General features: G+C 44.6%; 18 protein-coding genes and 1 tRNA gene. 6 read left to right on the plus strand and 13 right to left on the minus strand.

The features are described 5' to 3' along the window. The first annotated feature begins 161 nt into the window (after nt 1-161). Both QUA04_RS26355 and QUA04_RS26360 read left to right on the plus strand, forming a co-directional pair. Nucleotides 162-545, plus strand: coding sequence for a hypothetical protein (locus tag QUA04_RS26355; protein ID WP_333262855.1), 384 nt, complete (start codon nt 162-164; stop codon nt 543-545). Nucleotides 546-779: 234 nt separating this feature from the next. Then, nucleotides 780-968 (plus strand): DUF2949 domain-containing protein, encoded by a 189-nt coding sequence (locus tag QUA04_RS26360; protein ID WP_015178546.1) that lies wholly within the window; start codon nt 780-782, stop codon nt 966-968. A 409-nt stretch (nt 969-1377) separates the two neighbouring features. On the opposite strand, the gene QUA04_RS26365 is transcribed toward QUA04_RS26360, so the two are convergent. The 5 genes from QUA04_RS26365 to yqeK all read right to left on the minus strand — a co-directional run bounded on the left by QUA04_RS26365 (nt 1378) and on the right by yqeK (nt 4411). Continuing rightward, nucleotides 1378-1454: transfer RNA gene (locus QUA04_RS26365), tRNA-Met, on the minus strand. Nucleotides 1455-1573: 119 nt separating this feature from the next. Next, entirely contained in the window at nt 1574-2527 is a 954-nt protein-coding gene (locus QUA04_RS26370) for an asparaginase (RefSeq protein WP_333262858.1), read from the minus strand. A gap of 181 nt (nt 2528-2708) precedes the next feature. Further along, nucleotides 2709-3218, minus strand: a complete 510-nt coding sequence (locus tag QUA04_RS26375) for a CGLD27 family protein (protein ID WP_333262861.1) — start codon at nt 3216-3218, stop codon at nt 2709-2711. A gap of 2 nt (nt 3219-3220) precedes the next feature. After that, nucleotides 3221-3640: a ribosome silencing factor gene (gene rsfS, locus QUA04_RS26380; RefSeq protein ID WP_333262863.1), complete on the minus strand. Its 420-nt coding sequence runs from the start codon at nt 3638-3640 to the stop codon at nt 3221-3223. A 138-nt stretch (nt 3641-3778) separates the two neighbouring features. Beyond that, a complete protein-coding gene (yqeK, locus tag QUA04_RS26385; protein ID WP_333262866.1) occupies nt 3779-4411 on the minus strand; it encodes a bis(5'-nucleosyl)-tetraphosphatase (symmetrical) YqeK in 633 nt (210 codons plus the stop codon). A gap of 191 nt (nt 4412-4602) precedes the next feature. On the opposite strand from yqeK, the gene QUA04_RS26390 reads away from it, so the two are divergent. The 4 genes from QUA04_RS26390 to QUA04_RS26405 are packed head-to-tail and all read left to right on the plus strand — an operon-like array spanning nt 4603 to nt 5719. Then, nucleotides 4603-4878, plus strand: coding sequence for a BrnT family toxin (locus tag QUA04_RS26390; protein ID WP_265239648.1), 276 nt, complete (start codon nt 4603-4605; stop codon nt 4876-4878). Continuing rightward, nucleotides 4841-5116, plus strand: a complete 276-nt coding sequence (locus QUA04_RS26395; protein ID WP_333262869.1) for a BrnA antitoxin family protein — start codon at nt 4841-4843, stop codon at nt 5114-5116. Before QUA04_RS26390 ends, QUA04_RS26395 begins: the two co-directional genes overlap by 38 nt. Before the next feature lie 55 nt (nt 5117-5171). Then, nucleotides 5172-5504 carry a hypothetical protein gene (locus QUA04_RS26400; protein ID WP_333262872.1) on the plus strand — a complete coding sequence of 111 codons (333 nt, stop codon included), beginning with the start codon at nt 5172-5174 and terminating at the stop codon, nt 5502-5504. Between the two features lie 38 nt (nt 5505-5542). Then, nucleotides 5543-5719, plus strand: coding sequence for a hypothetical protein (locus tag QUA04_RS26405; protein ID WP_333262875.1), 177 nt, complete (start codon nt 5543-5545; stop codon nt 5717-5719). A gap of 53 nt (nt 5720-5772) precedes the next feature. On the opposite strand, the gene QUA04_RS26410 is transcribed toward QUA04_RS26405, so the two are convergent. The 8 genes from QUA04_RS26410 to QUA04_RS30090 form a co-directional block, all read right to left on the minus strand. Further along, the gene (locus tag QUA04_RS26410; RefSeq protein ID WP_333262878.1) at nt 5773-6846 is read right to left on the minus strand and encodes a hypothetical protein; all 1074 of its coding nucleotides are present in this window, start codon (nt 6844-6846) and stop codon (nt 5773-5775) included. 158 nt (nt 6847-7004) lie between these two features. Next, the gene (locus QUA04_RS26415) at nt 7005-8273 is read right to left on the minus strand and encodes a WcaI family glycosyltransferase (RefSeq protein WP_333262881.1); all 1269 of its coding nucleotides are present in this window, start codon (nt 8271-8273) and stop codon (nt 7005-7007) included. 161 nt (nt 8274-8434) lie between these two features. Further along, nucleotides 8435-8872 (minus strand): ATP-binding protein, encoded by a 438-nt coding sequence (locus tag QUA04_RS26420; protein ID WP_333262884.1) that lies wholly within the window; start codon nt 8870-8872, stop codon nt 8435-8437. Nucleotides 8873-9419: 547 nt separating this feature from the next. Further along, a complete protein-coding gene (locus tag QUA04_RS26425; RefSeq protein ID WP_333262886.1) occupies nt 9420-10418 on the minus strand; it encodes a sugar transferase in 999 nt (332 codons plus the stop codon). A 332-nt stretch (nt 10419-10750) separates the two neighbouring features. Then, complete coding sequence (locus QUA04_RS26430; protein ID WP_445242377.1) at nt 10751-10888, minus strand: transposase; 138 nt, start codon at nt 10886-10888, stop codon at nt 10751-10753. A 242-nt stretch (nt 10889-11130) separates the two neighbouring features. Then, nucleotides 11131-11379 carry an ISAs1 family transposase gene (locus QUA04_RS30085; RefSeq protein ID WP_445242375.1) on the minus strand — a complete coding sequence of 83 codons (249 nt, stop codon included), beginning with the start codon at nt 11377-11379 and terminating at the stop codon, nt 11131-11133. A gap of 349 nt (nt 11380-11728) precedes the next feature. After that, on the minus strand, nt 11729-11974 hold the full coding sequence (locus QUA04_RS26435; RefSeq protein ID WP_333262889.1) for an ISAs1 family transposase: 246 nt from the start codon (nt 11972-11974) through the stop codon (nt 11729-11731). Beyond that, nucleotides 11940-12053 carry a transposase family protein gene (locus QUA04_RS30090; RefSeq protein WP_445242376.1) on the minus strand — a complete coding sequence of 38 codons (114 nt, stop codon included), beginning with the start codon at nt 12051-12053 and terminating at the stop codon, nt 11940-11942. Before QUA04_RS30090 ends, QUA04_RS26435 begins: the two co-directional genes overlap by 35 nt. Nucleotides 12054-12227 lie beyond the last annotated feature (174 nt).

The raw sequence follows: 12227 nt of genomic DNA on the forward strand, positions 1-12227 counted from the left end.
TGATTTTAAATCACCCTAACCTTCCTTCAGTCTTGTCTTATGGTACTTTGGCTGCTTAAAAACTGTCCGGAGTATTGCACAAGCAGCTACTTTGGATAGAGTGCAACTTAATTCCGGCTAGGTAAAATAAGCATAGTAGGATGCAAGTAGCGGAGGCATGGATGATGAACGCAGTTATTGCTACTCTTGGCACTGCTCTCGGACTGAGCTCAATTTTTATCGGTTTGACCCCGGCGGTTCTCGCCCAACAAAGAGTGCAACCAGCGCCCCAATATTCGGAAACGACTTTATCTGGGGACTCGTTGAGGACTGTCGAGGACAGAACCTTAGACTCGGACTACCAAAACTTGATTGGTGAATCAGAAGCGGCGGCTAATTCTGCTAGAAGGGAAAGCAGCTTGGGCGACACATTTCGCCTCAAAATCGATGGCCCCTTGGAATTTATTACTACTCCTTCGGACGCCCAGCGTCAAGGAAATCCTTTACCTCCAAAACAAACCGACAGCGGTACAGAAGCGGGAGTTCAGCTTCAGCTAGGACTTTAGCAATTTTAAATGAATTCATTTGAAGCAAACGAGCGATCGCGGAACCCTATTTTTGATTTTCGCACTTCTTGTGACTGCGATCGCTTTTTTATCTGAGTTTTATCACAAGTTTTGTGCGGTTTCCATCACACCTGGTTCTCTATTGTGAATCTAGAATTAGACCACTTAAACTTCCGATACAAACTGATTAGCTACATATCTTTACAATAGCGCATAAAACTGGCGGTGAAGGTGATGAGAAAGGCTCAACTGATCGATTATTTGCGGGGGGAGTTGGCGATATCGAATTCGGCGATCGCCGTTGCTCTCCGACACGGTGAACAAGATGCCAGCGAACTGCCAATGGTTCTGTGGCAGTACGGGTTAGTGACACTCGAACAGTTAAACCTGATTTTTGATTGGTTGGAAGCTCAGCCGACTTAGCAATTTAAAATCCTGAGTTAAAAAATATGGATATCGGATTGCTATTTTTTGACAAATAAAGTTTGCACAAACGGTCGTCGGAAAGTATAGGGTTGAGTGTTTAGGTTGAGGGTGAGTCTTATTTTGTCCCAATTAGAAAAATACAAATATACAGTAGGGACACAGCAGTGCTGTGTCCTCTTTTTTGTTGCAGCCTAAAATAAACTGCTTTCATATCAAATCTGGCAGCATTGGAATTAATATTACCCACAGCTTTCGAGACGGCAGTGCCGTGTCCTCTATATCATGGCGCTCGTGCAACCGGAAACGATCTCAATCTGTCGAAGAGGCGATCGCAGACGCCATCAAACAGACGGTATAAAACAAACCCCAGCAACTTTTAGGTTGCCGGGGCTTGTCTTGTTTAAGTTGGTGGCGGGAAGTGGATTTGAACCACTGACCTTCGGGTTATGAGCCCGACGAGCTACCAGGCTGCTCTATCCCGCGTCGCTTTTTGTCTCTTTACTAATATAAACATATCTTTCTGAAAATTGCAACCCCTCCATCAAAAAAACTTTTTAGATTGTCGGAGGGGTTGCTGAAATCGGATCAGAGTCTCGATCGCCCTAAAGCATCGAAACTTCCCCGATTACCTCCAAGCGCTTGAACTCGCTGAGAGTCAGGTAAGTTTCCGAAAGAGTTTCGGCGATCGTCGGAGTAATCCACCCCAACTGCTTGAGCAAGTGAATCGCCACAGCAAATTGAGCGCGCTTTCCCCCATCCGTCACCTTAATTGCCAAGCCCATGCCTTCGCCAACGCGGCCAATGCACTGCACCCCTTCGGCGCCGGACTTGCTCACCAATTCCCCTTGAGTCAAGCGCATCAGTTCCGTGTCAAATTTGCCCTCACCGGCAACCATCATCGGGTGATGAGTCATAGCGCGGACAATCCGTTCCATATCCACATTGTGGCCGGAGGCTAACTGAGCGTACAAAGACGCCATTTGCCCCAACTGCAACAGATAGGTAGGAGCGCCACAGTCGTCGCGAGCGCTGATAAACTCTTCGGCAGGCATTGCCAGCAAGTCAGCCACTTTGCCCAAAATAAGCTGCTGGACAGGATGTTTGCGGCGTAAATAAGTGTCCAGAGGCCAGTGCAGTTGCTGGCAGACAGCCAGCATACCGGCGTGTTTGCCGGAACAGTTGTATTGCAGGGCGCTCTTTTTGCCTTCGGGAATGGGGCATTGAAGTTTAGAAGGGTCAATGTCGCAGCGCCACAGGACGTTAAATACCTGGCGCGATTGCTCGATCGTACCTTGATGGGAACTGCAAATAATCGCTAAATCTCGATCGGTCAATTCGTAGCGTTCTAAAGTCCCAGTAGCCGTCACCGCCAAAGCTTGAAAAGGCTTGAGTGAAGAACGGACAAATGAAGCCGTTTCCGAGTTACCAGCAACGGACAGAACGCGCCCGCGGTTGTCGCAGACAGCGGCCTGGGCGCGGTGCCTCGATTCCACAATACCTTCGCGCAGCAGTGTGACTTCCAGTTCGGGAGCTTGGGTTCGTTTTCCCCTTGTCATATCAATTTTAGATTTTAGATTTTAGATTTTAGATTGGGGCTGGTGGAAGTTATGAGTTGCGAGCTGCCAGTTACGAGTTATAAAGTTAATCTTTCTGCGATCGTTTCTGACTCATGCACCCCGTCTGCCCTGTTGGCTGTGCGCGGCAATCTCAAAACTCAAAACTCCCTTCCATTCACGATTACAAACAACTCCAAGTTAGTCCCCCGGCAACCAGCAATACTGTCAAACCATAAAATGTCTGCCGCAGACGCCTGAGAATTGGTTCTAGTTGGTAGTTGACAATCAACTGGTCTTGAAGCAAAACTTCGGGAGTTTTAGGCCAAGATTGACAATCGTACCAGCCAGACTCTTCGTAGACGACCGTGGGATTTGAAAGGCGCGATCGCACGTAGAACCAACCCAAGTAGAGTCGCAGCAAAGCTAATCCTAGAATAAAACTGGCACCTGCGGCACCGCTGAGGACAAACTGAGCTGGATACTTGCTTGGAGCAAAGCTAGAAGCAGCTATCGGCACCGATACCAAGCAACTCCAAGCCCACACCCAAGCTAGTTTTGCCAGGTATCCGGGCCAATTGAGTGTTACCCAGCTAAAAAACCAGGATTCTTTAAGTTCTTGGTATTCATTGATCGGTCGCTGTTCTTGCGGAACGGGACAAATAGAAGCAGAAACGTTTTTCACATTAGCCATCCTCACGGCGTGGGGGAAAAGTCAATGCGTTCGGCGTGTCCCCAGAACGCTTCTAAATTGTAGAACTCCCGCTCTTGAGGCTTCAAAATGTGAATAATCGCGTCGCCGTAGTCCATGACGACCCAACTAGCGTCTGATAGGCCTTGTGTACGAAGTGGCAAGCGTTGCCACTCTTCTTCTACTTGGTCTGCTATTGCTTGGGAGATGGCTCGTACCTGCACGTTGGAAAATCCGGTGATGATCGCAAAGTAGTCTGCCAAATAGCATACTTCTGCCACCCGGAGCAATACAATATCTACTGCTTTGCGGTCATCGGCTGCTTGGGCAACGGTCATAATCAGGCCGCGAGCTTCGTCTGAGGAGGTGCTGTCCGTTGCTGTAGACTGGGCCCTGGAGTATTCGAGTTGAGTTAGATCTGACATTAAGTGTTTAATTTCCTAATTGATAGGGTAAGGGGAAATCGGTGCGCTATTCGCGATCGGTTGTTGACAGTTTGAGACGGGAAATAGGAGTTAGGTTGAAGCCAAAAGTAAGGACAGGATTGCTGATAAATTTTACTTTTAACTTGTGATTTGTTCGATCGACTTTTCTGTCGAATTTCCTGTTTCCGGCGATCGAGCCATAAGCAGCGCCCAATTGCGGGTAAGTACGGTGCGGGGGTGGATGTAGCAGCGAGTTTCTAGCAAATATTTAAGAGAATAATCGCTAGTTTGCCACACGGCTGCATAAAGATTTTGCAAGCTTGCCTCGCGCAGTGCTTCTAGTTGGGGTGTGTTGCCGCGGCTCGGCTCTATGGTATCTGCTATGAATACGGTACAACTGAGCTGGCTCATGTTTGGTCGGCCGAGGGTGTGATTGGCGATTGCGTCCAAAATTTCTCGATCGACCACCCCGAATTCGTCTCTAGCGACGATCGCGCTTGCGTCTGCGTGCAGCAAATGCGGATGTGCTTCCAACACTGAGTCTAACTCTAAACCTTCCTTCTGGGCCATTTGCAGCAGCAGGTGAGGTTTGAAGTATTTTGCCAAATCGTGCAACAAACCTGCCGATCGGGCTTTTGCTTCGTCGAGGCCGTAATGGCGAGCCAAGTCACCTGCTACCTGTTCGACTCCCAGAATATGTTTGATGCGAGCAGCAGGAACGCGCTCAGAGAGCCAAGCTAGGACGATTTCGCGCGCGGGTGCAAGTGTCAAATATTAACTCCGAAATTGTGCGATCTACTATTTTTATTTTAGCGTTTTGTTTCGATCGGCTGCGGTGTCGTCTGACAGGGGTGCGGTGACATCTGGGATGGGGAGGGGTGAAGGGGACGAAGGGAAAGATGTGTTAAAGTAAGTGGCTGTAACTACAAATTGTAGTTACAATATCTAGTGACAATCAAGGTATGGAATTTGAGTGGGATGAGACTAAACGTCTTACCAACCTTAGCAAACATGGAATTGACTTTATCGACGTTCCATTAGTTTTTGATGGAGAAATCGTAACAGTTGAGGACGAACGATTCAGTTATGGAGAGCAAAGGTTTGTGACTTTTGGTTTGTTGCAAGGGCGAGTAGTCGCTATCGTCCATACAGAACGAGAGGAATGTACCCGGATTATTTCTGCTAGAAAAGCAACTAAATATGAACAACGAATTTACTTCGAGCAAATCTCAAACTGACTGGCAACGCCTAGATGCCATGACTGATGAAGATATTGATTTCTCTGATTGCCCTGAAATTACGCCTGAAATGTTTGCTAAAGCCGTAGTTCAGCGAGGCTTGCCCAACCCTAAGACTAAAGCTCAAGTTACCTTACGCATAGACAGTGATGTTTTGGAGTGGTTTAAATCTCAAGGTCGTGGTTATCAAACCCAGATCAACACCTTACTGAGAGAATACATGAAAGCCCATCAATAGTGAAACACTTTAAATGGCAACTGATGACAGACTATAGTTCCCGAGGACAAAAATCATGAAAGATCAGAAAACTTGGCTCAAAGAGATAGTTGATGAAGCTGAAAATATGGATAATAACTTTTATGACAGTCATATTAAAGACTGGAAAAAGAGGGGGTTTGACCTGGATTTAATAAGGAAAGTAATTTTTCAAAAACATCAGAATCCTACAGATGAGGCTATGAATGTATCCTTAAAACAATACTATGAAAGATCGAAACAAGAGCTTTCAAAAGAATATGTTGCACATTATGAGGTTCCCATTCCTACAAAGCTAGCTGTTGTTTTGTATGAATTGAAAGAGGAAAATTCAGAGAAATTTGATGGGTTTTGTAGATCATTTTTGTAAGAAACAGGTAAGGGATTGAAGTGCTACGAAAGCGGCTGGTGACAGCTTCGCTATTTCTGGGCATTGCTGGCGGACTAGCTGGTTATATTCTCAATTGGGCTTACTCACAACTGAGGCGATCGCTTAATTTGTTACTGGTAATGGGCGATCGCCACACAGGATGCGATCGCAAAAAACCCGGATCGTCGCGCTTTTACCCTTCAAGGGTCAGATGAGGTCACGCGCAGACTTAATCATGCTGCCGAGGCGTTGATCGCTGGTGATGGGTTTATTGATTTGGGTCTTCTTTTGTTTTGCCATTAATATTTAGCTCTTTTTCTAGTTCTTCAATTTCCTTTAATGATGATACAAGCAATCCCGATTCCTTTAGCCTTTCGATTTTTGATGAATCAACAGGGGTCAGAAAAACTAACCATTTTGTTATACATTTACCATATTTTTCTGTTTTGATATACGGTAGGTCGCCCATAAAAAATAGACTTCCTATTTTAATCTGTACCAACCATATTTCATCTCCGGAAATATGACCAATAATGTCAACCGCAATATTTTGGGTTTTCTTGACTTTAGAAAAAGTCGGCAACCTAAATTGGTCATCTTCTTGATTAAATATGTGACCGGGAACCTCTTTTCCTTTAAAGGCGTTCATTATATTTATTATTCTTTCTTGATTTTTTTCAGTTTTCGTTTTGGCAAGTTCTTGAACACCTTTTGCTGTATCCCTAATTTTGGGAAGGTAATTATCTCTAAAATTACTATCTTTGATGTGAGTTTTTAACAGCGTAAGTAAAGGTTCTAAAAGTTCACCCAATAACACAGTTACTTCATCAATATTTAAATCCAAAGAAAAATGTATTAATCTATTTCGATAGTTAGTCAAACGGTCAATACTTTTTCTGAAATCCGTTTTGTTGGGTTTATCAGACAGCTCCTCTATATCTAACATTAACACTGCTCGTGTTAATGCTTGAGTAAAACTTATAGATTTAGAATCAACGTCTTCATTGAATAAATGAATAATGCTTATATTATTCGTTCCTTCTACATCTATATAATCTTTATTGTCTTTCTTATACTTTCCTAATGCTCTCCAAAATTTTTCATCGTCTAATTTTTCAAATATAAAACACTCATTAACTTGAGCCAGCATTTTTTTAAAAGCTAATTCTATACCATGATGAACCCAAATAATAGACTCCTTGAGAAGCCAACCATCGTCTGCGTTTCTTTCCTTTCTGTCGTTTCTTTCCCTGACAATATTCCACAATTCATAGCCACGTTTGAGAGAATGATAGCAATTGTCTAACAAACCAATACTCAGGCTAGATTTATTCGGGTTCATAGTAACACTTTGATAAAAATATTCAAATGGCAACTGTTTGCTAATTAAAACGTATTTGCCACAAGTATTAGCTTCATTAAGATTTATAGCCTGCTTACAGTCAAGTTGAATTAGGACCAGGTATCTCGCTCTCTATGTTCACTATCCTAATTATCAGATTATTTCGGCAAAGGCTCCAATATTTTCTCAGAATGACTCGCTGCCACCGCCGCAAATAAAGCTTCATAATGATTCAAAGCTTCCTCAAATCCGTAATTCTCCACAGCATAATTTCTGCCTTGCTCGCCCAACGCATCCACCTTAGCAGGGTGCAAGTACAAATCCTCAACAGCCTCAGCCAAAGCCTGCGGATCTTCCGGCGCTACCACCACCCCGCCACCGCTTTGCTGCACTGCTTTCTGAGCCGTACCAGTTTCGGGAACCGAAGCCAAAATTGCCCGACCGCTGGCGAGAATTACTTGAATTTTTGAAGGCATATTGAAGTTAGTAACGCGGCGCTTTTGTACTACTAAACTAACATCAGCAGCAGCTAACAATTCTGGCAATTTTTCTCGCGGTTCAAATGGTAGCAACATTACATTATTAGCTTTGTAAGTTTCGCAATCTTGTTGCAAGCGCGCCAAGGCTGTTGATTCCCCCACAATTACAAAAGCGATTTCGGTTAGGTGTTTCAAACGAGCCGCTGCTTGAACAACTGTTTGCAAGCCTTGAGTGAGGGCAATATTGCCTGCATAGAGAACGACAAATTTTCCCTTGAGTTTGTGAGTTTCTCGAAATGAGTTACTTTCCTTGGGTAAGGGGCGAATAAAATTGACATCAACCCAATTGGGAACGCAAACTATTTTTTCCGGGGGTACTCCCTGAGAGTGCAATTTTTTGATAAAACCGCTGTCGATGACGCTGACTTGGCTGGCTGTGCTGTAGGCCAATTTTTCCAAAGCGTCAGCAATGCGAACTAGCAGTCCGTTTTTTTTGACCAAGCCGACGCGCACGGCTGCTTCTGACACGATATCCTGAACGTTGAGGACGATCGGGCAAGCGCGAATCCAGCCATAAAAGGCGACTGGGACGCAAATCGGTAAAGGGGGCATGGTCGAGAAAATCACGTCGGGACGCCAGCCTCTGAAGGCTTGGACGGCGCTGGAGACGACAAAACTGCCGTCTAGCACAAGTCGGTCTAGGAGGCTGGGGTGGGGGCCGTTGACACGCAGATAGCTGCGCTGAATTGTGACGCCGTTGTGTTCTTCTGTGAGGTAAAATTTGCCCTCATATTGCGGATAAATCCGGCGCTGGGGATAGTTGGGCATTCCTGTGACGACTCGGACTTGGTGGCCGCGCTTGACTAGGCCTTGCGCTAGTTCTGTCATCAGGGGGGCAATGCCGATCGGCTCTGGATAGTAGTTATAGGAATAAATTAGAATACGCATAATATTTATTTTGAAGCAAATTGTCCTGCAGCCGCGTGCATCGAGCGTGCACCCGCAGAATTGCAGAGGATGTGGTTGGGTTCCGGGTAGGACAATAGGGGGCGAGGGGATCTTCCACTACTTGCGAAAGAAGCCGCCCTTACCGGGCGGGTATCGCGCCCTCAGCTAATGTTTTTTCGCATTACCAGGCAGTTGCGGCGATCGTCGGTACGGATATACCGAAGGTCGTCTGTGAGCTTGTACATGAACACCAGTCCCCTTTCTCCTTCTCTGTCCAAAGGATCGCGCTGCTCTTGCATGATCGAGTGCAGCTTTGCTTCTAAGTTGAAGGGTTGACCCCTGTCCCAAATCCTAATTTCTAAGTAATCGGCAAACACTTTTACCTCAATGTCTATGGGCGTTGTGGGGGGCAAGTTCAGGTGAGCGTGGCGGACAGCGTTTGTAAAGCCTTCGTTGATTATCAGCCGGCACTGCCACCAGAAATCCGCTGGTATCATGGGCAAAACGATATTCTCCAACCATTCCAAAATGGATGTTAAAGCATTCAGGTCTGTTTCAACCTGCAGGTGCCACTCGGCCTTTGGTTGCTTGTCTTTCATCTTTCTTCCCCCTGGTCGGCCCCCACCACCGCTGTACTCAGCGCCGGAGGGAGAGAAAAAGGAGGGCAAGGTCTTGGCAACATATTAGTTAAGTCAAGCTTGAGTTGAAGAAGCCCGTTTTGCCTCAAGGTGAGCATTCCTTTCGCACCATTTACTCGCACAGCAAATGAGAGACTTCCGATACTGTAACCCGCCTCGGTAGGGCGTTTAAATAGGGAAAATTCCCCAGTCAGCTTGCGAGGAAGTGATTTAAGCTTCGACCGTGTTAGCAGTCGCTACTTTTCTAAACACAGGTGAGTTCTTCTCGTCCTCGAAAATCATGCTGGGAGCATTCGAGTATGACCTCGAACTCGCCAATTGCTAATTATTAATGCTCTGATTGCAGAGCTGGCAACTAGCTGTGCATTTTCTGGGCGTGTGAATCTTAACACTTAATGCTAACGTAGCTATCGCTAGCGATCGTCTGCTTGACTAAGTATCGAGTTCGACTTCCCGCCCCCGGTCGGCAACAGCACCTCAAAGTTCAGCGGTGGGTTGTTAAGGGTTCCTACACAGCGCCACTATTTTTGTTAAACAGGACTGTTACAGTTTTGACAATTAGTTTCAAGTCATACATCAGGCTCCAATTTTGTTGGTATTTTAAATCTAAACGGATGACATCTTCAAAGTCGCGGACTTGAGAGCGACCGTTGACTTGCCATTCCCCTGTCATCCCGGGTTTGACATCCAAACGCTGCCACTGAGGGACTTCGTAGCGCTCAACTTCGTCGGGCGTAGGCGGTCTAGTGCCAACTAGACTCATTTCGCCTTTGAGCACGTTCCAAAACTGTGGCAGTTCGTCGAGGCTGGTTTTGCGTAAGATGCGCCCGACTTTGGTAATCCGCGGGTCGTTATCATTTTTGAAAAATGCGCCAGAAGCCTGGTTTTGGATTTGGGCTTTCATAGCTTCGGCGTTGGTACACATCGATCTAAATTTCCAAATCCGAAATTGTCTGCCCATCCAGCCACAGCGGGTTTGACCGAAAAATATCGGGCCTGGATCGTTGATAGTGATGGCTGCTGCTATGGGTACGAACAAAATTCCTGTAATCATCAAACCGACGATTGCCCCAACGATATCTATCAGCCGTTTCACCCACGATTGCACTGAGGGGTGGGTCATCGGTAGGTGATTGTCCGAGGGGTTGGTCTCTGTGGGAGTTGAGGTTGCAGACGGCTGCTCGATCGTCAGCACTTGATCTAGGCTGGTGAGAGCAAATACTGCCATCACCTGCGGCTTGAGGCTTCGGAGCACCAAGTCGCTGCCACGCTGTTTGGCAAATTTCAGATTGCTGACTAAAGCACCGATCCCGCTACTGTCTATGAATGTCGTCTGACTGAAGTCTAGGACAATTTTGCTGGGAACGGTGCTTCCAGAGAAAAGTTGCTGGCAGGTTGTCTTGAAGTTTACGGCTTCAAGTACGCTCAAGCGCACGGGTATGTGAACTGAGGGAATCTCGTCCGAGTACGTTACCCGAAAATCTGCCTCTGGGGTTTGACTGACCATGAAGTCCTGGTTTCAAATTTCAAGCTGATGTCTTTAGCCTATTCTGTCCTAGCAACTCCTCATTAGGCTAGCTTTATAAAAACTTTATAAAGCTAGCCTGCAAACTCGCCCGCCGAGAGTGATAAGTAGCTAGACAAAATTAATTATATAGTTTTCTCCAAATTATTTCAGGATTTTTTCCACAGATGTAACAAAAGTTCCCCAACTCTTGTAAGCATATATCTCCATCCATTCATACTTAATAAATAGCCATAAAATTTCCATTAACTTTAATGCCGGAGAGTAATAATGCCACTTAAAAAACGTGGTTCTTCCTTACTTGGTATGCTTAACTAACAATTAAAAGACCAAGTAAGCCAACATCTGTTTTTGTAATTATCAAAATTTTTCAACCCATAAGCTGAACGCTTTATTAACTTAAGCTTGTTATTTAAACCCTCAACAACCCGGGTAAGGGTATCTAAATTAATTTGAAAAAAACCCTAAGTTTTTGCATTAGTAAATAACTAAAAAAACTTTTTAGAAATATTAATTTTAACCCAACTTGATCAGATAAAATCAGAACCTTAAGATTTTCTAAACTTCTTAAAGCCGGATAATTTTCCTTCTTATATAGGTGTCATATTTCGATCTTTAACCGGCAGAGTTTAAAATTTTAACTAAATAATTATTGTCCATTGCCGCTCGATACCGTTTCATTTTTAGACTTTGTTTAGAAGTTTTTTCTTGTTTGAGTAAATTTATGGGTAGCCTCCGATTGAAGTGCAAAATTTTCGGGAGAGTGCTGTTTGCGAATGCGGCTTTCATCTTCGGAGAATGTAACATCGAGTGTCCAATGTAAGCTATTTTCAATGCCCCAATGACTGCAGATCGCCCCAGCAATTTTTTCAGCATTACTGCTTAAACTACTCAAGTAAAAACGAGCTGAGCGTGGTGGTTTTATTCCACAATCGTCGTTCACTAACTATCATGACAACTTTTTTTAATCCCGTCCATAATTCTTGATTATGCAGAGGTGGTAACTCGAATACATGCACAGTTTAGACTTGTCTTTTTTCCACTCGATGATGTCCACCTTCTACTTGTTCATGCCGGATTGTACTCTCTGCCTAAATAATCTGATTTTTGAGCGAATTAAAACCACTTTTTTACAGCGTTAAAGAGGAGTTTTTGATTCCATTTTAAAGCTAAAATATAATCTTTTTTCTTCTTTAAATCCGAAAATTTATGTCTTTTTTACATCAAACTAGCGTCTATGATTATTACGCTTCCGGCAATTTATAATATTTCTATTAAGACCCGAATTGCTGTCAGCTAGTTAGATTTTTTAGCGATTTTTTTTGTGCTAAAACCAATTGATGAGATGAAGACCAGGCAGTGACTCTATGTAGCGCTTTTTGCGGATCATTTCGGTCATAAGATTGTTTCATTGTTTTGCCATCAATGGCAATCACGTTTAGTTCTAATTCCCCGGCTATGGCATTTACCCAACTCAAAAAACATTGTTGAAACTGCTGCGGTTCAATTCGGGCAAAGAAGGAGACTAAACGTGTCATGAGAGGGTATTCCATTCGGTAATTCTAGAAAGCTTTTTAACCCTTCATATTTGGCGTTACCATAGGCTTCTATTGCCACCCCTCCGTCGGCACCCCTAATGACAGCTAGAATCGCAATCGCGATAATATCTTTAGACCTCTTACGAAAGTCTCAGGCGATCTCTAATTTAGTCTTTAAACCCACATTCCGCAGATGTGGGTGGAATTTTTTTATCAGTTGTGAAAAGTGGGAACCCCAAAGTTTTTCCGTTGA

This window comes from Microcoleus sp. S13_C5 (assembly GCF_036700845.1).
In the GTDB taxonomy this organism is placed as follows: Bacteria; Cyanobacteriota; Cyanobacteriia; order Cyanobacteriales; family Microcoleaceae; genus Microcoleus.